General features: G+C 26.6%; 24 protein-coding genes. 2 read left to right on the top strand and 22 right to left on the bottom strand.

The annotated features are described in order from the left end of the window. Window positions 1–167: 167 nt before the first annotated feature. The 20 genes from I1959_RS02040 to I1959_RS01945 all read right to left on the bottom strand — a co-directional run bounded on the left by I1959_RS02040 (window position 168) and on the right by I1959_RS01945 (window position 21,363). Window positions 168–944: a sulfite exporter TauE/SafE family protein gene (locus I1959_RS02040; RefSeq protein ID WP_092926628.1), complete on the bottom strand. Its 777-nt coding sequence runs from the start codon at window positions 942–944 to the stop codon at window positions 168–170. A gap of 761 nt (window positions 945–1,705) precedes the next feature. Then, window positions 1,706–4,087, bottom strand: coding sequence for a PAS domain-containing sensor histidine kinase (locus I1959_RS02035; protein ID WP_195236938.1), 2,382 nt, complete (start codon window positions 4,085–4,087; stop codon window positions 1,706–1,708). 149 nt (window positions 4,088–4,236) lie between these two features. Beyond that, window positions 4,237–5,577 carry a uracil-xanthine permease family protein gene (locus tag I1959_RS02030; RefSeq protein WP_195236937.1) on the bottom strand — a complete coding sequence of 447 codons (1,341 nt, stop codon included), beginning with the start codon at window positions 5,575–5,577 and terminating at the stop codon, window positions 4,237–4,239. A gap of 195 nt (window positions 5,578–5,772) precedes the next feature. Then, entirely contained in the window at window positions 5,773–6,948 is a 1,176-nt protein-coding gene (locus tag I1959_RS02025) for an MFS transporter (RefSeq protein WP_195236936.1), read from the bottom strand. Window positions 6,949–7,198: 250 nt separating this feature from the next. Beyond that, a complete protein-coding gene (locus I1959_RS02020; protein ID WP_195236935.1) occupies window positions 7,199–7,336 on the bottom strand; it encodes a hypothetical protein in 138 nt (45 codons plus the stop codon). A gap of 21 nt (window positions 7,337–7,357) precedes the next feature. Next, the gene (locus tag I1959_RS02015) at window positions 7,358–7,534 is read right to left on the bottom strand and encodes a hypothetical protein (RefSeq protein ID WP_176698698.1); all 177 of its coding nucleotides are present in this window, start codon (window positions 7,532–7,534) and stop codon (window positions 7,358–7,360) included. 192 nt (window positions 7,535–7,726) lie between these two features. After that, the gene (locus I1959_RS02010) at window positions 7,727–8,671 is read right to left on the bottom strand and encodes an L-lactate dehydrogenase (protein WP_195236934.1); all 945 of its coding nucleotides are present in this window, start codon (window positions 8,669–8,671) and stop codon (window positions 7,727–7,729) included. Window positions 8,672–8,876: 205 nt separating this feature from the next. Then, entirely contained in the window at window positions 8,877–9,731 is an 855-nt protein-coding gene (locus I1959_RS02005; RefSeq protein WP_092926638.1) for a DUF4438 domain-containing protein, read from the bottom strand. Between the two features lie 218 nt (window positions 9,732–9,949). After that, complete coding sequence (nagE, locus tag I1959_RS02000; RefSeq protein WP_195236933.1) at window positions 9,950–11,389, bottom strand: N-acetylglucosamine-specific PTS transporter subunit IIBC; 1,440 nt, start codon at window positions 11,387–11,389, stop codon at window positions 9,950–9,952. Window positions 11,390–11,485: 96 nt separating this feature from the next. Further along, window positions 11,486–11,974, bottom strand: coding sequence for a PTS sugar transporter subunit IIA (locus I1959_RS01995; protein ID WP_092926642.1), 489 nt, complete (start codon window positions 11,972–11,974; stop codon window positions 11,486–11,488). Window positions 11,975–12,195: 221 nt separating this feature from the next. Next, the gene (locus I1959_RS01990; RefSeq protein WP_092926644.1) at window positions 12,196–12,792 is read right to left on the bottom strand and encodes a TIGR04100 family radical SAM protein; all 597 of its coding nucleotides are present in this window, start codon (window positions 12,790–12,792) and stop codon (window positions 12,196–12,198) included. Window positions 12,793–12,808: 16 nt separating this feature from the next. Beyond that, window positions 12,809–13,330 (bottom strand): TIGR04002 family protein, encoded by a 522-nt coding sequence (locus tag I1959_RS01985; RefSeq protein ID WP_092926646.1) that lies wholly within the window; start codon window positions 13,328–13,330, stop codon window positions 12,809–12,811. A 157-nt stretch (window positions 13,331–13,487) separates the two neighbouring features. Beyond that, window positions 13,488–13,697, bottom strand: a complete 210-nt coding sequence (locus tag I1959_RS01980) for a hypothetical protein (protein WP_092926648.1) — start codon at window positions 13,695–13,697, stop codon at window positions 13,488–13,490. Between the two features lie 294 nt (window positions 13,698–13,991). After that, complete coding sequence (locus I1959_RS01975; RefSeq protein WP_092926650.1) at window positions 13,992–15,260, bottom strand: sensor histidine kinase; 1,269 nt, start codon at window positions 15,258–15,260, stop codon at window positions 13,992–13,994. Continuing rightward, window positions 15,244–15,909 (bottom strand): response regulator transcription factor, encoded by a 666-nt coding sequence (locus tag I1959_RS01970; protein WP_092926652.1) that lies wholly within the window; start codon window positions 15,907–15,909, stop codon window positions 15,244–15,246. The genes I1959_RS01975 and I1959_RS01970 overlap by 17 nt, the downstream gene beginning before the upstream one ends. 135 nt (window positions 15,910–16,044) lie before the next feature. Further along, window positions 16,045–16,254 carry a cold-shock protein gene (locus tag I1959_RS01965; RefSeq protein ID WP_092926654.1) on the bottom strand — a complete coding sequence of 70 codons (210 nt, stop codon included), beginning with the start codon at window positions 16,252–16,254 and terminating at the stop codon, window positions 16,045–16,047. A 229-nt stretch (window positions 16,255–16,483) separates the two neighbouring features. Continuing rightward, window positions 16,484–18,979, bottom strand: a complete 2,496-nt coding sequence (locus I1959_RS01960; protein ID WP_195236932.1) for a heavy metal translocating P-type ATPase — start codon at window positions 18,977–18,979, stop codon at window positions 16,484–16,486. A gap of 275 nt (window positions 18,980–19,254) precedes the next feature. After that, a complete protein-coding gene (locus I1959_RS01955; RefSeq protein ID WP_195236931.1) occupies window positions 19,255–19,812 on the bottom strand; it encodes a hypothetical protein in 558 nt (185 codons plus the stop codon). Between the two features lie 80 nt (window positions 19,813–19,892). Further along, complete coding sequence (locus I1959_RS01950; protein WP_092926660.1) at window positions 19,893–20,567, bottom strand: hypothetical protein; 675 nt, start codon at window positions 20,565–20,567, stop codon at window positions 19,893–19,895. Window positions 20,568–20,691: 124 nt separating this feature from the next. Then, window positions 20,692–21,363 carry a PspA/IM30 family protein gene (locus tag I1959_RS01945; protein ID WP_092926662.1) on the bottom strand — a complete coding sequence of 224 codons (672 nt, stop codon included), beginning with the start codon at window positions 21,361–21,363 and terminating at the stop codon, window positions 20,692–20,694. A gap of 225 nt (window positions 21,364–21,588) precedes the next feature. Here I1959_RS01945 and I1959_RS01940 point away from each other — a divergent pair, with 225 nt between their 5' ends. Next, entirely contained in the window at window positions 21,589–22,113 is a 525-nt protein-coding gene (locus I1959_RS01940) for a 2'-5' RNA ligase family protein (protein WP_092926664.1), read from the top strand. Window positions 22,114–22,164: 51 nt separating this feature from the next. On the opposite strand, the gene I1959_RS15595 is transcribed toward I1959_RS01940, so the two are convergent. Continuing rightward, complete coding sequence (locus I1959_RS15595) at window positions 22,165–22,293, bottom strand: hypothetical protein (protein ID WP_271891992.1); 129 nt, start codon at window positions 22,291–22,293, stop codon at window positions 22,165–22,167. Window positions 22,294–22,748: 455 nt separating this feature from the next. Further along, on the bottom strand, window positions 22,749–22,940 hold the full coding sequence (locus I1959_RS01935; protein ID WP_092926666.1) for a DUF1450 domain-containing protein: 192 nt from the start codon (window positions 22,938–22,940) through the stop codon (window positions 22,749–22,751). 230 nt (window positions 22,941–23,170) lie between these two features. On the opposite strand from I1959_RS01935, the gene I1959_RS01930 reads away from it, so the two are divergent. Continuing rightward, window positions 23,171–23,779 (top strand): acetate uptake transporter, encoded by a 609-nt coding sequence (locus tag I1959_RS01930; protein WP_092926668.1) that lies wholly within the window; start codon window positions 23,171–23,173, stop codon window positions 23,777–23,779. Window positions 23,780–23,820 lie beyond the last annotated feature (41 nt).

The raw sequence follows: 23,820 nt of genomic DNA, 5'->3' as shown, positions 1-23,820 counted from the left end.
TTGTGCATATACACTATTATTTTTTATTGATACACAAATTATAAATAAAATGGTAAAGAGTAAAAAAATACTTTTTATATTTTTTATCATTATATTTTTTCCCCTCATTTTCTTACTTAGATATTTTTTGATATTAACAATTATTTGGTTATTAAATATATATTTAACTATTTTTTTATTAAATTGTACAAATTAAAACACATAATAATTAACATAGTATATGTAAAAAGATTTTTTATATTGTTTTTCTTCATCTTTCCTAATAAATAACTTCCTATAAATCCTCCCATAATACCACCTACAACCATGAAAGGAAGTACCTCTAAGTTATATACACTAAATCCTTCTGATAAAAACACCGATAAAAGTTTAGACCCTTGTGAAAAAAATATTATAAATATAGAATGTATAGAGCTTTCCTTACTTCCCATACCTAATATATACATTAATGCAATTACATTTATCGGTCCTCCACCTATTCCTAAAAATGAAGAAATTATACCTAATATAATACCTATCAATGCACAAAATCCTATATTATTAACTCTAAAACCTTTAATTTTACCTTCATTAATATATAAAATTAAAACTACACCCATAAGTATAAATAATGTAGTTGATTGTATTTTTTGGCCTAGTAAATTGTTGTTTAAAGCCGCTAAAAATAAGGTAAATAAATTTTTACCTAATATCCCACCTATTATAGAACCTATTGCTAGAGATATAGTTCTCTTTCCATCTAATTTAACTTTATTTTTTATGCTTTTTAATAAAGCTACTATTGACATAGAAAACACAGTAAAGCTAGATAATATACTTATCGTACTTATATCATAATTTCCTAATGTATCAAGTACTGGCTTTATTATAACTCCTCCACCAATTCCTGATATTGCACCAATAGTCGTCGCTATTATTCCTACTAAAAAATATATGATATTCATTAATTCCCCTCCCTTATGCAAAATATCTTAATTTATGGTCTATAGTCATATTTTATCATAGTATTATTTATTTTTTATGATAAGTTTATAATACCATTTCAATGAATCCTTTGATTTTAGCCAATCTGTATTATTATTTATCTTCATCTTTTTTCATATTTTTAAATTAATCTTATCTTATTAATTCTTGCAGTTTTTACAAAAAGTACATATAGCAATTCAATCGCTTTAGCTGTATCATTTATAACCCCTCTTATTATGGGCAGCGCATTCTTCTTTTTATTTAAAGGAAGTAAATTTTGTTGTTCCTATGAAAGTAGCAATTCATTTGAAAGATAGGTAAGTTAACTTTGTGTAATATGTCTAATACATTGATGTTTAAAAAATACAAACTACAAAAACTTAATAAATTAAATAATATTGCTATATAATTATAATCATGTTTATTTACTGCATCTAAAAAAGTAGATATATCAAATATTTTTTATTACTTGATATATCTACTTTTTTTAAGATTCTATACATTACTTTTTGTAAATTAAAGCATATAAGATGTATATTTTATATTCTTTAATTATTATCAGTAAACTCCATATTCCATTTATTTTCTATCTAATTTACTATAAATACATTTATAGTCTGCGTAAGCAACTATACAAAGCATCGATAATAATAATATAATTCAAAAAAGGTTTTCACTTTAGCTAGTGAAAACCTTCATGGTTTATAATTAATTATTCATTAATTTATTATATATATTTTTAAATATTATATATATCTGAAAACTCTATATTACACTTTTCTATTTGTGAATCTCTTAAATTTTTATCTAATATAGTTACTTCTTCATCTTCAATTAAAGATACAGGTATTTCAAATATAAATTCACTTCCTATATTTAATTCACTTTCTACCCTTATAGAACCTCCATGCATTTCTACTAAAGATTTAACTAAGGATAAACCAATTCCACTACCTTCTCTTCTTTTTATTAGTGCATCATTTACTTGTCCAAATCTATCAAATATAATTCCTATTTTATCCTTAGGTATTCCAGTCCCATTATCTTTTACAGATACTATTACCTTTTTACCATCTGATTTTAAACTTACTATTATTTCTCCATATTCTCCTGTATATTTTATTGCATTTGATAATAAGTTTAGCATAACCCTCTCTATTTTATCAGGGTCACATGCTAATATTTCACACTCTGTATCAGTATCAAATATTAAATTTATATTTTTACACTCTACATAATTTACAACTGATAGAGTTATATCCTCTATTATATTAACTATATTATTATTAGAAAGTTGTAATTCATAGTATCCTGTTTCTATTTTACTTATATCTATAAGATTATTTACAAGTCTTAAAAGTCTATAAGAATTTTGCTTTATTGTACTTATATGATTAATAAGTTTTTCAGTAGTTATGCTATTTTTATATATACTTTGATTTAATAACTGCATGCTCCCAAGTATTATATTAAGTGGAGTTTTAAATTCATGTGATATATTAGAGAAAAATTCATTTTTCATACTCTCTATTTCAATAGCTTTTTCTAGTTTTTTAGTTTGTTCTTCAACATACATTTCTTTTGTTATATCTCTTCCTGTAACTAAAAAATGATTTTCTTCCTCTACATACTTGCTACCTATATGTAACCATATATATTTACCATTTTTGTTTAAATATCTATACTTAACATTTTTTCTAAATTTAGAACCTTTTTTAAAATCTTTAACTGGTAATACCTTTTTCATATCTTCAGGATGTAGTAAATTTTTTAAATTAATATTTATTAATTCTTCTTCTGTCCATCCTAATACTTCACTCCATTTTGAGTTTGCTTTTTTAAAATATCCATTTTCATCTATAACCCCTACTAAATCAACTGCTGTTTCTAAAAACAATGCCAATTCTCTTTCTGTATTGCTTCTTTTTTTATTTTCTATTTTTATTTCATTAGTGAGTTTTAAGTTTTTGATTAATATAGCCATCTGACCACATATAGCTTTTATAAAATTACTTTGGTCATATTCTGGTGGTTTATTATCATATTTATAATATATAGTTAATATGCCTATAATGTCATCTCTTAATTTTATTTTATAAGTTCCTATGTATTTCACTCCATCATTTTCCATTTTTTTACATATATCTATATGGCTTACTTCATTTATATCCCTTAAGCCATCTGACATATTATTAAAAATTTCCAACTCTATTGTATCTTTACCTAGCTTTATTATACCTTCATGCTGTGATACAACAGAATAACCTCTTCTTATATATGATTTTAATTCTTTTTTATCTTTATCATACAACCATATAGATATTCCATCAATACTTAAGTATTTTAAGAGCTCATAACAACCATTTTCTAATAATCCTTTTATATCACGATTAGATCTATTTAAAATATTATTCAAAGTTGATACTTGATTGTGGTTATTAAATACCTGCTTTTCTATCTTTTTTCTCAAACTTATATCCCTTGTAGCTCCTACCGTATAAATTACATCTTCATTTTCACCAAGTATAGGTGCCTTATACGATTCAAACTCTTTGCTTATTCCATTTACTATTATAGCTTCTTCAAGTAGCCTTGGCTTTTTTGTATTTATTACCTCTTCATCTACCTCTTTATATAAATGTGCATATTCATCTTTAAAATTATCTATATCATAATTTCCTATCATATTTTCTTTTTCTTTGTTGGCAAGACTTGCTAGATATCTATTTGAGTATAAATATTTACCATCTATATTCTTAATCCATAATCCTATCGGTATACTATCTAGTAAATTATCTAAGTCTTCTATTGTATATGATTTGCTTATTTCTTTACATAATATAAAAATTACTTCTTTTTCTTCAAAAAAATCTATTATTATATCACAGTTAAATTTGACAATGTCTTTTGTCTTTCTATAAAACAACAAATCTATATTTTCTTCTTTTTTTATACAATCAATATCTTCTATATTATATAAAATATTATTTATATTATTTTGTATTATATCCTCTTGTTTATACCCTAATTTTTCTAATAATACTTCATTACAAAATAATATATCTCCTTTATTATTTATAATTATTATATTCTCATTTAATTTATTAAATATCCTTTTCATCGGTATATTTCCCCCTGTTATATCTTTCCCTATTATAATTATATATAACTTATACCTAAATTTAAATAAAATTTTAACACATATATATAAAGTTTTTTATAAAAAAATAGCTATTTTTACATATAAAAATAACTATCTTTTATTTTGTATTAAGATATTTGACCTTCTAATTTAACTTCTAATTCTACAGATTTTTCTTCTTTTGGAAGTACTATATTTAAAACTACTGCTATAATTGCAACTAATACAAGTCCTGAATCTCCAAATATTAATTGTATAGATTCTGGCATATTAGAAAGAACTCCTGGAACAAATGATAATCCAACGCCAACTCCTAATGAAAGTGCTACTATTGTGCTATTTCTATTATTAAGAGGCTCACTAGTTATAAGCTTTATCCCACTAACTGCAATCATTGCAAACATCATTACACTAGCTCCACCTAATACACTTGAAGGCATTAAAGATATTATTGCTCCAAATTTTGGAAATACTGCTGCTAATATTAAAAATACTGCACCTGTTGCTACTACATTTCTATTTATAACTTTAGTCATGGCTATAATCCCTACATTTTGGCCAAACGAAGTATTTGGAAGTACACTAAACATTGCCCCTATAACACTTCCTATACCATCTGCCATAACTCCACCTGCTATTTCTTTATCAGTAGCATCTCTTCCTATCCCTGAATGGGCTATTGATGTTATATCCCCTACTGTCTCAACAGCTGAAACTATAAATACACAAGCTACTGCAAATATTGCGTCTAGATGGAATTCAAACCCGAATGTAAACGGCATTGGAACAGATATCATAGACATCTGAGATAGTTGCGAAAAATCTATCTTTCCCATTGGTATTGCTACTATATATCCAACTATAAGTCCTATAAGTATTGATGCTAAACTAGTTATCCCTTTAGTATATTGATTAAAAATTAATACAGTTAGTAAAACTACTGTTCCTAATATAAGATTTGATATTGAACCAAAGTCACTAGCTCCTACTCCACCTGCAAAATAATTTATACCTGTTGGAAGCAAAGATATACCCATAGCTAAAACTACTGTCCCTGTTACCACTGACGGGAAAAATCTCCTTAATTTTTTCATACTTTGACCAAACATTACTTCTATAAGCCCACCTACTAGACATGCTCCAAGTATCGTTTCATATCCATACTTAGCACCTATTGCTGTAAGTACTGGTACAAACCCAAAACTAGTTCCCATAACTATTGGTAACCTTGCTCCAAATGGACCAACTTTATAACATTGTATTAATGTTACTATTCCAGATACAAACATAGCACATTGTATTAAAGAAGTTTTATCAGCTAATGACAAGTTAAGTATATTAGAAATTATTATAAGTGGTGTAACATTTCCAACAAACATCGCGAGTATATGCTGAAGACCTAAGGGTATAGCTTCTGTTAATTTTGGCTTACCATCTAGTTGATAAATAACCGAACTTTGATTCTTCATTTTATATTTCCTCCCCTATGAAACCGATTATTATTCCACAAATTTATTTAATAATTCGTATTTATAGGTTAATTATAGCATAACAGTATTTTTTTTCAATAATTTATGAACTTTTTTTAAATTTTATCTATTTAAGTACGATTTAATAAGTACTTTATTCTTAATATTCATATTAATTTCTATTTTTTATACTAGTTATTCTTCATTTATTTCTAATTTAAGTTTTTTTAATATTAAAAGTCCGAATGCTCCTATAAAAGAAGCCAACATAACTACTATCCACCCTATAGATATAGAGCTTGAATCTATAATTTTCCCCATTATCATAGGTCCCATTGCATATCCCATTCCAGTAATTAATGGTATTACAGAACTTATCCTTCCCCTATGAGATATAGGAGTATTGTTCGCTATAAAAGCCGAACTATTAATAGCTATTAAAACTTCGCCTATAGTTAATAATATTATTGCTAGGAAAAATAATGGCATCACTTTTGAAAAACTAACCACTAAAAAACATAACCCATATAAAATTCCTCCTATAGACATAATGTTCATAGATTTATATTTTTTAGTTTTACTAGTGAGTATAGGAGTTAATATAATTACTATAAATCCATTTAATCCTCCTAATAATCCATACAATCTTGCCCCATCCTCTCCAAATATTTCTCCCATTTGAAGAGGAAGAGAAAATCCCCATTGAGAATATGAAAATTGATATAATAGCATTATAATAGGAAATGCTATTAGTATAGGTCTTTTAATTAATACTTTTAAAGTAGAAAAATCTTTATATTCATCATTATATATTTCTTTTGACTCTATTACATTGCTTTTTTTAATTTTTGTTGGCTCTTTTACATAAAATATAAATAGTGTTAAGGCTATTAAGGTAGTTATAGCATCTCCTATAAATATTAAAAATAAATAATCTTTATATAAAAATCCACCAAGTATTGGACCTATAGAAAAACCAATATTCACTCCCATATACAATAGTGAGTATGATTCTTTTCTATTTCCTTCATTAGTTAAATCTGCATTTAACGCATCATAAGCAGGTGATGATATTGAATAAAAACATGATGATAATATCATTATCTTAGCTGTTAATACAGTAGTATCCATAAGCCCACATATAATTAACATAAGTGCACCTAAAGCTTGAAATGTTATTATAACTTTTCTTCTTCCAATCGTATCACTTAACTTTCCTCCAATTATCATACATGGAGCCTGAAATACTGCAAGCATTGTCACAAATTGACCGGCTTCAAAAGCTGACATTCCTATTTTTTGTGTAAGTATCAATGACATAAGAGGATGTACAAAAGAACCTATACTATTTACTATTTTACCTATAAACAATATGTATATCTCTTTTGGGAGTCCTTTATATGTATTAAGTAATTTATTAATAATAATCCCCCCTAAACTCTATTACCTCATTCATTAATAATTAATATTAGTATTTCTATTTATATTTTTCAATAATTTATATATCTAAATGCGCCTACTTAAATAATTTATTCAAATAAAATAGTAGGTTATTTAATATAAATATTAATTAACCTACTATTTTATAACTATATTATTGTGTTACTAATTTAATTATCACTTACTTTTTATTATCGTCTTCTTTTTCTAATTCATTTATATTCTCAGCTATTTCTTTTATAGAGGAACTATTTGAAAGTATATATTTTGCATACTCAATTGCGTCTTTATAATGTCCATTTGAAAATTTATTCTCCATTAGTTTCCTCCTAAATTTAATTTAACATGGTGGGAAATGATGTTTTTTAGCTAATCTTTCGCCTACTATGTCACCTATTTTTTTATTAGTACTTATTTCTTTTGCAATTTCCATTCTATTTTTATTTTCTTTTAATAACTTATCCATATGTGGATTATTATCTGACCTTCCTTCATTTACTTTAACTTCTTTTTTCATAACTTTATCCTTTCTTTTAAATTGTGCTTACTTTTAAGTTATCCATATATTGAAGTTTTATTATTATAAGTTTTTTTATATTTTAGATAAATTTGTTTAAACTAATACTCTAAATATTTCATATACTATTACATAACTATAAATAATTAAAAGCGCTACTTAAAATTAAGTAGCGCTTTTAATTATTTATTTTTATAAGTCTAATTTTTTTATATTTTCTTTCATTATCTTTATAGAGTCATTTAACTTTTCTTTTTCTGTAGCATCAAGTGGTAAATGTATCACTTCTCTTACTCCATCTTTATTTACTATACTTGGAACTGCTATATACACGTCTTCATTTCCATATTCTCCATTTAAATATGATGATACTGTAAGTACTGTATTTTCATTTTCAAGTATAGCTTTAGTTATCTTAGTTAAAGCCATTCCTATACCATAATATGTCGACTTTTTACAATCAATTATTTTATAAGCTATATTTCTAACTTCATCTTCTATTTTTTCTAAATCATCAAAATCTATATTCTTATCTTTTCTAGATGCTATTTGATATATTGGTTGTAATCCACAAAGTGCATAACTCCAAGCTACAAATTGAGAATCTCCATGTTCACCCATTACATATGCATTTATATCTTTAGGATTTACATTTAATATTTCACCTAATGTATATCTAAGTCTAGCTGAATCTAGTGTCGTTCCTGATCCTATGACTTTCGATTTATCATAACCAGATAATTTCCATGATACATAAGTCATTATATCAACTGGATTTGTAGCTATTAATAATATTCCTTTAAAGCCTGTCTTTTTTATTTCTCCTATTATAGACTTCATTATTTTTGTATTTTTATGTAATAAGTCTAATCTTGTCTCTCCTTCATTTTGTATAGCACCTGCTGTTATGCATATTATGTAGGCATCACTACAATCGCTATAATCCCCTGCATATATCTTCATTTTTCTTGGTGCAAAGCTAAGTCCATGATTTAAATCAATAGCTTCTCCTTCAGCTCTTTTTTTATCTAAATCTATAAGTACTAATTCTTCGCATGTTCCTTGGTTCACCATTGAATAAGCATAGCTCATTCCCACCATTCCTGTTCCTACTATTACAACTTTACTTTTATTCATTTGGCCCCTCCTAGTTAGTCTTTTCATATTATATACCATTTTTTGCAAATTTTAAATCTTTAAAATTGTTTTTATAATAGATTTCACTTTTTTGGATATACATATTCTCATATATTAAAATAAAATATTTATTTTTTAGTAACTATAGATATACTTACTTTTAACTCAAAAAAAGGTCTTCTATTTAAATAGAAGACCTTTTTTTTTATTTCATATAATTTTTTATATTAGCATTTTCATCTATAATACCTTCTATAGTGTCATCTTTACAAGTCATTATAACTGTTACCCCTGGCCCATGACCTGATTTCACACAATCACTATGAACTACAACTCCTATACTTACAGCACCTTTTAAATATCCTACACCATATGTGTTATCACAATCTTGAAGTAATACTAAATCACCAAATTTTAACTTATCAAGCCCTAATCTCTTTATTTCTTCCATATCAGCTGTCATTATGTCATAATCACCATCTGTAGCAGCACTTTTAGAACCTATACCAGACCCCATTAAATATGCTGGAACTTTTCCTACAACATTAACTTTAAGCTTTCCATTTTCTTCTTTTATGTTTAATTTTTCAAATAAATTAGGATCTATATTCATTATGTGTACATTTTCATAATTATTTAACTTAAGCCCTTGTCCATATGCTTTTACCATTATTTTATCATCGATTGCTAAATCTTCTAAAGTTTCATCATCGAAATATATTAACACATGGTCTATACCTCCATGCATGCCTGTTACATATCCCTTTTTACCTTTAGCATCCCCTGATACTATTTTAGCTTCATTTCCAATACATGCAAATGTCATTAATGCTGCATTTTCTGAACTATTTTCATTTCTTATAGATACACCTGGCTCTACATGGTCACCTGCCCAATTAAAAACACTATCACCAACAGATACATTATATGATATTCCACCTGTTGCTGGAAGTATCATAGGTTTTCCATCATAACTTATTCTATAGTTTCCACCTATTGGATGATGAATTTTACCTTGTACTGACCATTTAACTACATGTTCTTTATTAGTATTTAACATATATCCCCCTACTATTTTTAGATAATTTTTATTTTCATTTATTTTATATTATAGCTATATTTTGGTAAAAGTTGAACAACAAAAATTGACTTTACTCATACTACCTACACTTTTTCTTAGTATTCACTAAGAAAAACCTTCGCTTAAATCTTTTAAAATTAATAGAATTTAAAATTCACTATATTATAAATAAGGATACCTAAGTTTAGATATCCTTATTATTTTCTAAGACTTTCATTTATTCCATCAGCTACGAATTCAACTTTCGTACCAACTATAACTTGAGCACTAGTCTTGTTTAATTTAACAACACCTTTTGCCCCCAATAATTTTAAACCTCTTTCATTCATTTTATCAGTATCAACTAATTCTAGTCTTAGGCGAGTTGCACAGTTTTCTACCTTAATTATATTATCATCTCCACCTAGATATTCTATATATTTTCTAGATAATTCATCTTCACTAGTTACTGCTACTTCACTATTTTGTATTGGATTTGAACTAAGTTCATCATCATCTTCTCTACCTGGAGTTGGTAAGTCTAGCTTAACTATTAAGAAGTAAAATACTACAAAGTATAAAGCACCAATTCCAAGTCCTACTAGTAATATATATATTGGATTAGTAGCTAAATTAAAGTTTAGTAAATAGTCTATCGCTCCTGCTGAAAATGTAAATCCATGAAGTACTCCTAGAGAATCTGTAATAAACATAGATATTGCTGTAAGTATTGCATGAGCTACTAATAATGCTGGTGATAAAAATATAAATAAAAATTCAAGTGGCTCTGTAACACCTGTTAATAAAGCTGTAAGTCCTAAAGAAAAAAGCATACCTGCTACTGCTTTTTTCTTTTCTTTCTTAGCTGCACAGTATATAGCAAATGCTATTGCTGGTAAACCAAACATCATTACTGGGAAAAATCCTGCCATAAAGTGTCCTGCTGTAGGATCTCCTGCAAAGAATCTGTTTAAATCTCCTGTTGTCCCATTAAAGTTTCCTAATTGGAACCAGAAGAATGAATTAAATACATGATGAAGTCCCATTGGTATTAATAGACGATTAAAGAATCCATATAATGCTGCTCCCATAGCTCCAAACCCTGCTATAGCTGCTGATATATCTCCTAAAAAAGCTTGAATACTAGGCCAAACTATAGCTAAAGGTATAGCTACTATAGCTGATATTAATCCAGACATTATAGGAACTGCTCTTCTTCCACCAAAGAATGCTAAAAATTCTGGCAGTTGAACTTTTCTATATCTATTATATGATAATCCACCTATTAAACCTGCTAGTATACCTCCTAAAAATGATATATTTAATGTTGATGCTATTTCTGGTGCAAAATTTATACCCCAGTATTTAGTAGTAACATTAGTTAAAGTTAAATAAGATATAACACCTGCTAGAGCTGATGCACCATTTTGATCATCAGATAAGCCAACTGCAACTCCTAGTGCAAATAATAATGGTAAATTATCAAATAATGCAGACCCTGCTGCTCCAAAAAATGGAAGTACTTGAGACATAAATGGCACTGCATACAATGCTTTTATTACATCAGGTTGTCCAATTCTTAGCATAATACCTGCTATTGGTAGTGCCGCTATAGGTAACATAAGTGATTTACCTATACGCTGTAAAAATTTAAGCATATAATTTCCTCCTGTTGATGTCATTATTTATTTTAATTTAATTTTATTACATATAAAAGGTCCTTAGATATATCTAAAGACCCCCCTATTTGTTAGTTATTTAACTATTTCTATTCTATTTTCTTCTTTAGCTTCTACAGCACCTGTTACAATTTTTACAGACTGTCCATCTTCTAAACTAGTAAATATTATAGGACTTATATCCGATGTTGCATTATTTTTTATAAAGTCAACATCCATTTTCATTATTTTATCTCCTGCTTTAACTTTATCTCCAACATTTGTGAATATCTCGAAACCTTCACCTTTTAAATTCACTGTATCTATTCCTAAATGTATAAGTAATTCTAAACCATCATCAGTTTTTAACCCCATAGCATGTTTAGTATCAAATATCATCTCAACTGTTGCATCTACTGGTGATACTATAACCCCATCATTTGACTTTATAGCAAATCCATCTCCCATAATCTTGTTGGAAAATACCTCATCTGGTACATATGATAACTCTAATATTTCACCATTTGTAGGCGATAATATAATACTGCTTTTATTTTTCTTTTTGAAGATATCAAATATTCCCATTGCTCTTTGCTCCTGTTCTTTTGTTAATTTAATTTTCTTTTTAGTTGTAGTTTACCATAAATACCGTCAAATTTTATACTTTTTTTATATTTTTTTTACTTTTTATGAAATATTCCCCATTGAATTTAAATTTATATTTTAATACTTATTTATTATTATATATACTAAAAAACTATAAAAATAAATTTATTTTTATAGTTTTTTAGTGTACTCTAAGTATTTTAATTTTTATTTCTTACTTTTAAATCTATTCCAAGCTTATTTGCTAACACTTTTGACATTTCTATTTCTTCTTGCGATATTTCATCTACAACGGAAAAAGCTACTTCACTTATATACTCTTTACATTCTTTTGCAAAATTTATCATATATTCAAATGATACTTCCCCGTATTTAGGTCTTGTAACCTTTGTATAAACCTCTTTATTTGGAGCATTTAAGCTAATTGATATAGAATCTATATTATCCTTTAATAGTATTGCTGTTTTCTTTTTATGAATCAAATCACTTAAACCATTGGTATTAACCCTAACTTTTACATTACTTTTTTCTTTTATAAACTTACTAATTTCTATTACTTCGTCTAGTCTAACTAAGGGTTCTCCATATCCACAAAATACAACTTCATTATAATCGCTTAAATTATAATTTTTAAAAGCTTCCTTTATTTCGTCAATACTTGGTTCATGTTCTAGCCATAAACTTCCACTTTTTTCAATTTCATCCTTCTCATCTCTTATACAAAATATACATCTACATGGACATTTATTAGTTAAGTTTACATAAAGACTATCACCTATTGTATATAATATATTCATATCTATCTCCTTTTTATTAAAATTTTTTCTTTATTTCTAATTTATCAAAAGTACTTCCAATTAATAAAAACACTATAAAGCTTCCTATTGGTTGTACAAAACCTACAAGAGACAATACAAATGCACCTACAAATGTACCTGATATAATTCCCCCTGCTATCATATATAAAAACCATCCTACAAATCCCGCAATAAAGCTTCCTATTATATTTCTTTTAGTTATTATTTTTTCGCTATTTGAGCTTATAAATAATACTAATATTGGCTTTATTATTATTGTTGGTATTAGCCATATAGCTGCACCACTAACTAAATCTGCCATTCCAGCTCCTATTGCTGCACAAATCATTGCGTAAGGAGTAGGAAGTATAGCTGCTGCTAAATATATAAATGAATCCCCTATATGAACATACCCTCCATTAGCTCCTACTGGAATATGTAATATATATGCTGTTGTTAAACAAACTAGTGCGGCAAATAAAGATGATGTCACTAAAAATTTTGTTTTAGTTTTACTTACTTCATTCATTCTATCCATAATTATTCCTCCACTTTTAATGAATCCTAATTAAATATTACTACCTAACCCATACAATTTCCATATATGGATCTTAAATATATAATAAATATAAAATGTAATGATACAATTTTATTTAAATATTAAAAGAGCTAAATAATTTAGCTCTTTTAGGTATTTATTTATGTTCTTTTTCCATTTGTTTTTTTAAATTTTTAGCAAATTTTTTTTCTTTATATCTTTCCATTCCATCTTCCACTTGATTTTCCATATTAGCCATAAATCCTAGTACATTTTCTTTTACATCTTCTGCTTTTTCTTTAGCTCCATCAAGTCTTTTTTCCATATCATTTTTCATATTATTCATATAATTTTTCATAGTAGTCATATATCCTCCTTTATTTATATTATTTTTTGCATTTTATTAAAAATTATTACTTTCTTTTTTTGTACAAAATCTAATTTATTATTTTATAAATTATACATTTTACTTACAATTAAAAATATCCCCTATATAAAATATAGGGGATATAAATAATGGCAACCCATAGGAGGATGTGAGGGAGTGTTGCCATTATTTTAGGGTATTATATTATGGTTTTTAAGCTAGTCTTTCTATACTTATATATTAACTTTTTAATATGAATTTAATATGAGTTTTAAGTGAATGAACTTTGAAAGTTTAATTAAACTCTATAGTAAATATTACTGAATTCTCTTTATTTTTTATGTTATGCTTAAATCCATGACTTTGAAGTATTTTACTAACTAAATATAACCCTAGCCCACTTCCTCCAGTTTTTCTAGATCTTGATTTTTCTACTCTAAAAAATGGCTTAAATATCTCATTTAGATATTTTTTATCTATAGTAATGCCTGTATTTTCGACTTCTAAATATATTTTTGAATCAGTTTTTCTTCTAGCAATTTTTACACTTTTAGTGTACAGCTTCACTATTATAGTTTCTTTATTTGGTGAATATTTTATAGCATTGTTTATTATATTACTTATTGCTTTTTTTATTCTATCTTCATCACATTTTACATACAAATCTTTTTCTATATCTATTACTGTATTTAAATTTTTATCTTCTATTAAAAATGCTTGTCTTTTTATTATATTTTCAACCATATTGCTTAAATTAACAGTATCTAAAGTCAAATCAGTTTCTAATATTTCACATTTTGATACTTCTATCATCTCATTTACCAATTCTTTTAACTCTTGTGTAGTATCATATGATTTTTCTAAATATAAATCTCTATCTTTATATTTCCCTATATTATAAATCATACCTTCTAGTTGTCCACTTATTATAGTTATTGGCGTTTTTAGTTCATGAGATATAGTAGCTATAAATTCTTTTCTTTTATTTTCAGCTTCTCTTTCAGTTTCTATTATATCTATCAAAGGTTTAGTTATTACTTTTGTATATATGTATGCACCTATTATAGCTATTAATATAGCTACCCCTATAATATATGGCATAAGATTTCTTATAACCTCAGTAGCTTCATCTATAGGCTGAAGCGGCATTACTATACTTAAATTATATGGGAGTATTGAATCTTTAGTATATATAGTAATATTCTTAGGGTATTCTCTACTATTATTTATTATATATTTACTATGATTAAGTATTAATAATTCTGTTCTACCATAAATTCTTCTTCCACTTTGGTTAGTTAAAAGAACAGATAGATTTTGACTCGCTTCTAGTTGATGTAGCTTCTCTTTTAATTCATCCGTTGTATAAAATACTGATTCTTTCTTAAGTCGTGCTACACTTTTTTCGAAATTCCCTATTTTATACTCATAATAATATGTTGGTAATAAAAAATATAAGATTAGGTATATTATTATAGCTAATGCTAGTAATAACCCTGTTGTTATTGTAAATAGTTTATACTTTATATTTAATTTTTCCCATTTACTAAATATCTTTTTCAAGAGTATATCCTATACCTTTTACTGTTTTTATATATGGTAATACTATTTTTTTTCTTATATTTTTTATATGTGCATCAACTATTCTTGTATCTCCATAATAGTCATATCCCCATATACTATCTAATAAACTTTCTCTAGTTACCACTTGTGGATATTTTTCTATTAAAGTCTTAAGTATATTAAATTCCTTTAAAGTAAGTTCTATAGTTTCTTCTTTTATTTGTGCTGTATACGTATTTAAATCTAATTTTAAGTCTTCAAAGATTAAACAGTCACTACTAGTTTGTGATGTCCTTCTAAGCACTGCTTCTACTCTTTTTATAAGTAACTTAAATGAAAAAGGCTTTGTTATATAATCATCACACTCTAAATCAAACCCTTTTATCTGATCTGATTCGTCAGTTAATGCTGTTAAAAATATTATAGGTACATTTGAATTTTTTCTAATCATTTTACATACTGAATGTCCATCTAAATTTGGCATCATAATATCAAGTATTATTAAATCATATTCTTTTTCCTTAAACTTTTGTATACCTTCTACTCCATCATTAGCTGAGTCTATTTTATATCCCTTAGAACCTAAAAACTCAACTATGAGTTCTTGTATATCTGAATCATCTTCAATAACTAATATAGATTCACTCATTTTATCAACTCCATTTGATCTTTATTTATATTTAATTTTATCATAATTAATTTATAACTATATGAATTTTTTATGAAGTATATAATTTTTTCCGTAATTAAAAATAAGGAACTATCAATTGATAGTTCCTTATTTTTATAATTTGTGTACATTTATAGCTGACATTCCTTTTGGAGCCTCTACCATATCAAAGCTAACTTCTTCACCTTCATGTAAATTCTTTTCATCATTTTCTTCTTTTATATTTGTAAAGTGAACAAATACGTCTTCACCAGTATCACAAGTTATAAAACCATATCCTTTTACACTATTAAACCACTTTACTACACCGTTGAACTTTGCCATTTTGTCTACTCCTTTAATATTATTTTAATTAATAATATTATTTCTTTACTTATATATTTTATACTATTAACTATTTAAAGTTCATCTTGTTTTGATTTACTAATACCAAATAATAGCTTGTCTAATTTATAAACTTTATTTTCATCACTTTGAACTATTTTAAATTAATTTTTTATATTTCTATATTTTTATAAACTAAAAAAGAGTTACTTTAAGTAACTCTTTTTTATTATTTATATGTTTTAAAATTTTTTAGTCTAAGTGCATTACTTACTACTGATACTGAACTTAAACTCATCGCTGCTGCTGCAAACATTGGATTTAGTAGCGGTCCTCCGAATATATAAAGTAGCCCTGCTGCTATTGGTATTCCTATTGTATTGTATCCAAATGCCCAGAATAAGTTTTCTTTTATATTCTTAATTGTCTCATTACTTAATTTTATTGCATTACATACATCAATTAAATCGCTTTTCATTAAAACAATATCTGCAGATTCCATAGCCACATCTGTTCCATTTCCTATAGCTATACCTACATTAGCTTGAGCTAGTGCTGGTGCATCATTTATACCATCTCCAACCATAGCTACAAACTTACCTTCATTTTGAAGATTTTTAACCACATTTGATTTATCTTGAGGTAATACTTCTGATACTACTATATCTATTCCAACTTCTCTAGCTATAGCATTGGCAGTCTTTTTATTATCTCCTGTTACCATAGCTACTTTTATTCCCATTTCATGTAGTTTTTCTACTGCTTTTTTACTATTTTCTTTAACAGTATCAGCTACTGCTATTATTCCAGCTATCTTATTTTCTATAGCTATATACATAGGTGTTTTTCCTTCTTGTGCTAACTTATCAGATTTTTTATGTAGAGATTCTAGGCTTATATCTCTACTTTCCATTAATCTTTTATTACCAAGTAATATATTTTTATTATCTATGTTTACTTCTATACCATGTCCTGGTATAGCTTTAAAGTTTTTGACTTCTACAAATTTTATTCCTATTTCTTCACCATACTTAACTATAGCTTCCCCTAATGGATGTTCTGATGTTTTTTCTGCACTTGCAGCTATTTGTATTATAGATTTTTCATCTATATCATCAGTTACTATAACATCTGTTACTTTTGGCTTACCTTCTGTTATAGTTCCTGTTTTATCAAATATTACAGTATCTACTTTATGTGCAAGTTCTAAAGCTTCTCCACCTTTTATAAGTATTCCATTTTCTGCCCCTTTTCCTGTACCAACCATTATAGCTGTTGGTGTTGCAAGTCCTAATGCACATGGACAAGCTATAACTAATACAGATATAAATATTGTTAAGACAAACTCTAAATCTTTATTTCCAAATAAAGCCCAAGCTGCTGCTGACACTATAGCTATTATTATAACAACTGGTACAAAATATCCTGACACAGTATCTGCAAGTTTTGCAATTGGTGCTTTTTTGCCCTGTGCATCTTCCACTAATTTTATAATTTGAGATAAGGCTGTATCACTACCTACTTTTTCTGCTTTAAATTTTATACTTCCATGTTTGTTTATACTAGCTCCAGTTACCTTATCACCAATATTTTTTTCAACAGGTATACTTTCTCCTGTAAGCATTGATTCATCTACTGATGTATTACCATCTACCACAACACCATCTACTGGTATCTTGCTACCTGGTTTTACTATTATTATATCTCCAACTTCAACTTCATCTATTGGTACTTCAATTTCTTTATCATCTTTTAATATAAGCGCAGTTTTTGGTTGAAGTCCCATAAGTTTTTTTATTGCTTCGCTAGTTTTTCCTTTTGATCTTGATTCTAAATATTTCCCAAGTAATATTAGAGCAATTATTATTCCTGCACTTTCATAGTATAACTGATGATGTCCGTGAGACATTTGACCATTATAAGTTGCTATTTTAAATGTTGTATATACACTATATAAAAATGCTGCTGATGTACCTATTGCAACTAGAGAATCCATATTAGGACTTTTTGTTAGTAATGCTTTAAATCCATTTACATAAAATTTGTACCCAGCTCCCATTACAGGTATAACAAGTAACATTTGAATTAGTGCATAATTTAAAGGGTTTGTGTTAGGATTTATTATGCTTGGTACTGGTAATGGACCAAAAGGTTTTGTTATCATAGGCCCCATTGCTACATAAAATAGCGGTATAGAAAATCCTACAGCTATTATAAACTTAGTAAATAAAGTTTTCATTTCTTTTTCTTTTCTTAATTTATCTTCATCTATTTGATTTTTATCTTTATTATTCTCTAATACTTCATATCCTGACTTTTTAATAGCTTCTTCTAATTTAGATAATTTAATCTTGCTTGGATCATAACTTATTGATGCTATTTCTGTAGCTATATTCACACTTGAACTTTCTACTCCATCTAATTTCTTAGTAGCTCTTTCAACAGCTTTTGCACATGCTGCACATGTCATTCCACTAATTTTTAAATCAACCTTTTTATATGTTGTATCTTCTAATATATCATATCCTGATTTTTGTATAGCTTTTTTAAAGTCTTCAAAACCAACTTTACTATCATCGTATACTATTTCTAACTTTTCTGTCACCATGTTTATACTCTGACTTTGTACTCCATCTAGCTTTTTGACGGCTCTTTCAACAGCTTTTGCACATGCTGCACAAGTCATTCCTGTGACTTTATACGTTTTTGTAATTATATTACCCATGTCATTTGGCTCCTTTATTTTTTAATTATATTTTTTCTATACCCTGTATAGGTATATTAAAACATTTTTATAAGTCTATAAATTTTTAAGTGTTATCACTTAACAAATAAAAAATATACTTTCCTAATATCATAATAATTTCCTCTTATACTTAAAATATCCATTTTATAACCTATTTTTTATCAATACTTTTATACTAAAAAATCCTTATCTGTAAAAAAATAACCTATGTATAGACTTATTATCTACCATAGGTTGTTTTTTCTTTACTAATATTAATCTCCGTCTCTTCTATTTTTTATAAAATCTATTGCTATATATAACACTACTACTATAGTTAATATAACTACTAGCTTTACTATCCACGAACTCATTGAAAAACTATAAAACATTCTTCCAAAAGGACTAAATCCTCCGCTATAATATCCTCCTCCAAATATAGGCCTACTTGATTTAGGCTCATCATAGTCATAATATTTTTTATTGGTATTAGAATTATTTTCATTACTTTCATTTTTAGGCTTTGTAGAAAAACTTCCTGAGTCTGGTTTTATAGTGCTATTTGATTTGCTATCTGTTTTACTGTCTATATTGCTGTTATCACTTGGCTTAGTCGTAAAGCCTCCTGAATCTGGCTTTATAGTACTTTGTGATTTGCTACTTTTACTGCTCTTTAAGCTACTACTTGGTTTACTAGAAAAACTACCAGAACTTGGCTTTATACTCTTTGGCTTAGAGTAACTTTTACTAGAACTACTTGAATGAAAAGAGCTCCTACTTCTTGAGTAAGCTACTTCACCTAAATCTTTCCCATAGGCCTCTGATTTTATCATTGAGAGTGAATTAAATGTAACTAAAAACGTAAATAAAGCTACTAATAATAGGGGAAATAATCTTAACTTATTTTTCTTCACTATACTGTAAGCCCTAGTTCTATAAATTTATTATTAAGTCTTATAAGTTCATCTTGACTATCATCAACTATTACAGAATCATAATTTTCTTCCCCTTTAAATTTAGAGTATCTTAATAAATGTTGATTATCATAGTCTTTTGAATCAATTAAATATACATATCTAAATATATTGCTATCACTTTTTTCTATTAAGTATCCTGCTACATTAAATATTATTTCTTTATTACCATCGTATAAAGTCACAGTTTCCTTTGTTTTAGTAAATGCATCAGTTTTTTTATCACATCCATATACATATTCTTCTTCTCTACAATTTAAACAAGAATTAACCATACAATTTGATGCACAATTTATACACTTACATTTGCTACACTTTTGTAGTTTATCTATATCCCTTTTTTTATCTATAGTTAAATAATTATTAATTTTTGATTCTATATCATCACTTTTACTGAATAATTTTTTAAAAAAGCCTTTATCTTTTTTACTTTCACTTTCTAATCTATCTAAAAAGTCCATATAATCTTTTAATGTTTCAACTTTATTTATAAATGTTCTTTTATTTAATTCATTTTCATCTAACATTTGTCTTAAGTCATCATAAGAAAACATTATATCTGAGTAAATCTTTTTATATTTGTCTTTTTCGCTTTGTATTATTTCATTTGCCATAACTTTGCACCCCTTACATTAACTAATAAAAAAAATTTGCTTCGTCTATATAACCAACTTTTATGATTTGGTATTTAAACGAAGCATTCATCTACAAATATTTAAATAGATTAATATAATCTACTTATTTTTTCATTTGTTCTTTTATTCTTTCTAATTCTTTAGCTACTTCATCATCAACTGATGGAGAACTACTTATATATTCATCTAAAAGTTCATCTTCGTCTTTAGGTTTTAAATCTTCTAATGCTTTACCATAGCTTTCCTTTTGAGCAACTTTCTTTTCTAGTTCATCTAAGTTTATACCATGATCATCATTTAAACCAGCTAATGTCTCATTTATATCATTATTTATTTCAGCAACATCAAGTCTTGTAGCTAATTCTTGCTTTTTAGATTTCATTTTAGATATTTCTATTTCTAAGTCTGATATTTTATTTTTTACAAGTTGTATTTTTTCATCTTGTTCTTTTATTCTAGCTTCTGTTTGAGTTAATTTTCCTTGAAGTTCTAATTTTTGTTTTACAAAGTTTTGCGCTTTTTCATTGTCTTCCTTTTGTATAGCAACTTTAGTGGCTTCTTCATATTTATCTATTTTTTCTTGTATATCTTTTTTCTCATTTCTAATTCCATCTACTGATGCTATAAAGTTTGCACATTGTTTTTTAGCATCTTGTAATAACTTTTCTTTTTTAGTTATAGATAGTTCTAACATTTCAATTGGATTTTCATGCTTATCTAACGCTTTGTTAGCCTTTGCATCCACTATATTTTTTAGTCTTTTAAAAAAGCTCATTTTTCATCCCATCCTTTTATTATTGTGATTATACATTGATAATCATAACCTTATAATATATTGTATATTTATATATAACATGTGTCTATACTATAATTGGTATAAATACTGTAACCTTTTAACTTAATATATAAATATATGTTGTATTTCATTTTATAATATTTATATGAATTCTTTATGAAATATTTGTTAAAAATTAGTATAAATATACTTGGAGGTAAACATTTGAGATATGTAATAGTTAGTGTTTTAAAAAAAGATGCAGGCAAATTTAATAACACTTTAAGAAAAGATGTCTTTGATAAGTTTGGTGTTAAATCTTCTAAACTGCCTGCTCACTTTACTATAAAATCCCCTTTTGAAAGTGATGATATTTCGCAATTAGAAAAAACATTAAATATATTTTCTAATTCTAATGATGCTACACCTTATGAAATCCATGGATATGATCATTTTGATGATCGAGTTATATATATGAAAGTTTTTATGAGTAATGATGCTAAATTTGTTCATGATAAACTTATAGATGAACTTTCCTCTATAAATTATATAAACTTTGATAGCCATGATGGTAAGGATAAAATATTCCATGTTACAATAAGTTCTAAAAAAATAAGAAGTAAGTTTAATGAACTGTGGGATTATGTAAATAATATCCCTTGTGATTTCTATTGCAGTTTTGATAATATTTCAATATATAAGTGGATAGATAATAATTGGATACTTCACAAAGAATATATTCTCAAATAAATATATTTTTATATAAAATTCCCCTTTAAAAAATAAAGGGGAATTTTATAATTATATACAGTTTCTAATTTTTGGACCACCAACTCTATCTACTTCACTACTTTCGTATAAGTTTACTATCGTATTAAATCCTTTTGATATCTTAAAATATATATTATCTATTGATAGATTTATATTCATTCTTGCATTTTAATTTTGTAGTACTACAAATTGATCAACATTTGAAGTTTTAGTGGAGCTACATCCTACCAACATAAGTGACGAGATAAATGTAATTCCAAGAACTGTTTTTGCCTTCTTTGTTCATATTACCCACACTAATATTTCCCATGTTTTTGTTTTAATTTATATTGTATATTTATAGATAGATTTTTTTATCGATTTTCTGAATTATATATATTAATTAATTTATATATATCCCTTTCCTTTTATATATGATAAAAAATTTACTTCGCCTAAGCGACGTGTCAGAGAAACACTTCGTGTCGCCAATGACTTCATCAGTTGCTCAAAATATCTTTTTTTCGATCAACTAAACTTATTGGTATTACTTGACTACAATAATTATACACAGTTTTTAAAGTATCATAATTTCCTTAAGCATAAAAAATACCATGATTAATCATGGTATTTTTTTATTTTTTTATCATATCAAATAGCTCTTTTTCTGTTTGCTTTATAACAAGATTTCCATCAATCTTAGCTACAGCCTCTTTTGAATACATTCTACAAACACCTATACATCCTGTACTTACATTTTCTTCTCCAGCTATTTCTTTTAATTTATTAACATCAACGTTTGAGCAATATGGACACACTCTAATCATTTTCATTCTCCTTATTTAATTAATTATTTTAAATTATTATTACCCTATAAAAATATACAGTAAACATTTGTATATTTTTATAAATTTTATTCAATTTGAATTTTTTTGAATTTTCTCTTGCGTTTTTGTCAATAAAGATGTTATTATAGTTTAGTCTTTGTTATGAATAAAGTATATTGTATACAAAGATGAACTTATATAATTATAAATAAATTTTTTTGGAGGAAATCATGAACGAAACTAAAGTTAAAGTTGTAACTGCTGATCCTTCAGCATTAGGGCTTTTTGGATTAGCAATGATAACATTAGTTGCATCATCTCAAAAGTTAGGATTAACTTCTGGTGTATCTTTTGTTATCCCATGGGCAATATTTTTAGGAGCATCTGCCCAATTAATGGCAAGTATAAACGATTTTAAACATAACAATACATTTGGAGCTACTGCATTTGGTGGATATGCATTTTTCTGGTACTCAGTTGGATTAGTATGGTTAATTCAAAATGGAGTATTTGGACAAGCTTTAGCTTCTACTATAGATGTTAAGCAATTAGGTTTTGCATACTTAGGTTACCTAATATTTACTTTATATATGACTATAGGTGCAATGGAGACACATAAAGTATTATTTATAATATTTGTACTTATAGACTGCTTATTTATAGGGCTTACTTTAAGTTCATTCGGTATAATGTCAGAAGCAACTCATACATTTGCTGCATACTCAGAAATGCTTATAGCAGTATTCTCATTCTATGGTTCTGCTGCTTCAGTACTGAATGCTCATTTTGGAAGAGTATTTTTACCTGTTGGTAAGCCATTTGGAATATTCAAAAAATAATTTAATATTAACTAAGATTTTTAAATTTATATTATAATAAT

The organism is Romboutsia sp. 1001285H_161024_C4 (genome assembly GCF_015550185.1).
Classification (GTDB): Bacteria; Bacillota; Clostridia; order Peptostreptococcales; family Peptostreptococcaceae; genus Romboutsia_C; species Romboutsia_C hominis.
Note: the sequence above shows the minus strand (reverse complement) of the source record. Positions and strands in the feature narration are given on the sequence as shown.

Coding starts and splice junctions, on each gene's coding strand:
- I1959_RS02040 (WP_092926628.1), bottom strand. CDS start 944: ATGAATATCATATATTTTTTAGTAGGAATAATAGCGACGACTATTGGT.
- I1959_RS02035 (WP_195236938.1), bottom strand. CDS start 4,087: ATGAAAAGGATATTTAATAAATTAAATGAGAATATAATAATTATAAAT.
- I1959_RS02030 (WP_195236937.1), bottom strand. CDS start 5,577: ATGAAGAATCAAAGTTCGGTTATTTATCAACTAGATGGTAAGCCAAAA.
- I1959_RS02020 (WP_195236935.1), bottom strand. CDS start 7,336: ATGGAGAATAAATTTTCAAATGGACATTATAAAGACGCAATTGAGTAT.
- I1959_RS02015 (WP_176698698.1), bottom strand. CDS start 7,534: ATGAAAAAAGAAGTTAAAGTAAATGAAGGAAGGTCAGATAATAATCCA.
- I1959_RS02010 (WP_195236934.1), bottom strand. CDS start 8,671: ATGAATAAAAGTAAAGTTGTAATAGTAGGAACAGGAATGGTGGGAATG.
- I1959_RS02005 (WP_092926638.1), bottom strand. CDS start 9,731: ATGTTAAATACTAATAAAGAACATGTAGTTAAATGGTCAGTACAAGGT.
- nagE (WP_195236933.1), bottom strand. CDS start 11,389: ATGCTTAAATTTTTACAGCGTATAGGTAAATCACTTATGTTACCTATA.
- I1959_RS01995 (WP_092926642.1), bottom strand. CDS start 11,974: ATGGGAATATTTGATATCTTCAAAAAGAAAAATAAAAGCAGTATTATA.
- I1959_RS01990 (WP_092926644.1), bottom strand. CDS start 12,792: ATGAATATATTATATACAATAGGTGATAGTCTTTATGTAAACTTAACT.
- I1959_RS01985 (WP_092926646.1), bottom strand. CDS start 13,330: ATGGATAGAATGAATGAAGTAAGTAAAACTAAAACAAAATTTTTAGTG.
- I1959_RS01980 (WP_092926648.1), bottom strand. CDS start 13,697: ATGACTACTATGAAAAATTATATGAATAATATGAAAAATGATATGGAA.
- I1959_RS01970 (WP_092926652.1), bottom strand. CDS start 15,909: ATGAGTGAATCTATATTAGTTATTGAAGATGATTCAGATATACAAGAA.
- I1959_RS01965 (WP_092926654.1), bottom strand. CDS start 16,254: ATGGCAAAGTTCAACGGTGTAGTAAAGTGGTTTAATAGTGTAAAAGGA.
- I1959_RS01960 (WP_195236932.1), bottom strand. CDS start 18,979: ATGGGTAATATAATTACAAAAACGTATAAAGTCACAGGAATGACTTGT.
- I1959_RS01955 (WP_195236931.1), bottom strand. CDS start 19,812: ATGATAAAATCAGAGGCCTATGGGAAAGATTTAGGTGAAGTAGCTTAC.
- I1959_RS01950 (WP_092926660.1), bottom strand. CDS start 20,567: ATGGCAAATGAAATAATACAAAGCGAAAAAGACAAATATAAAAAGATT.
- I1959_RS01945 (WP_092926662.1), bottom strand. CDS start 21,363: ATGAGCTTTTTTAAAAGACTAAAAAATATAGTGGATGCAAAGGCTAAC.
- I1959_RS15595 (WP_271891992.1), bottom strand. CDS start 22,293: ATGAATATAAATCTATCAATAGATAATATATATTTTAAGATATCAAAA.
- I1959_RS01935 (WP_092926666.1), bottom strand. CDS start 22,940: ATGATTAGAGTGTGTCCATATTGCTCAAACGTTGATGTTAATAAATTA.
- I1959_RS01930 (WP_092926668.1), top strand. CDS start 23,171: ATGAACGAAACTAAAGTTAAAGTTGTAACTGCTGATCCTTCAGCATTA.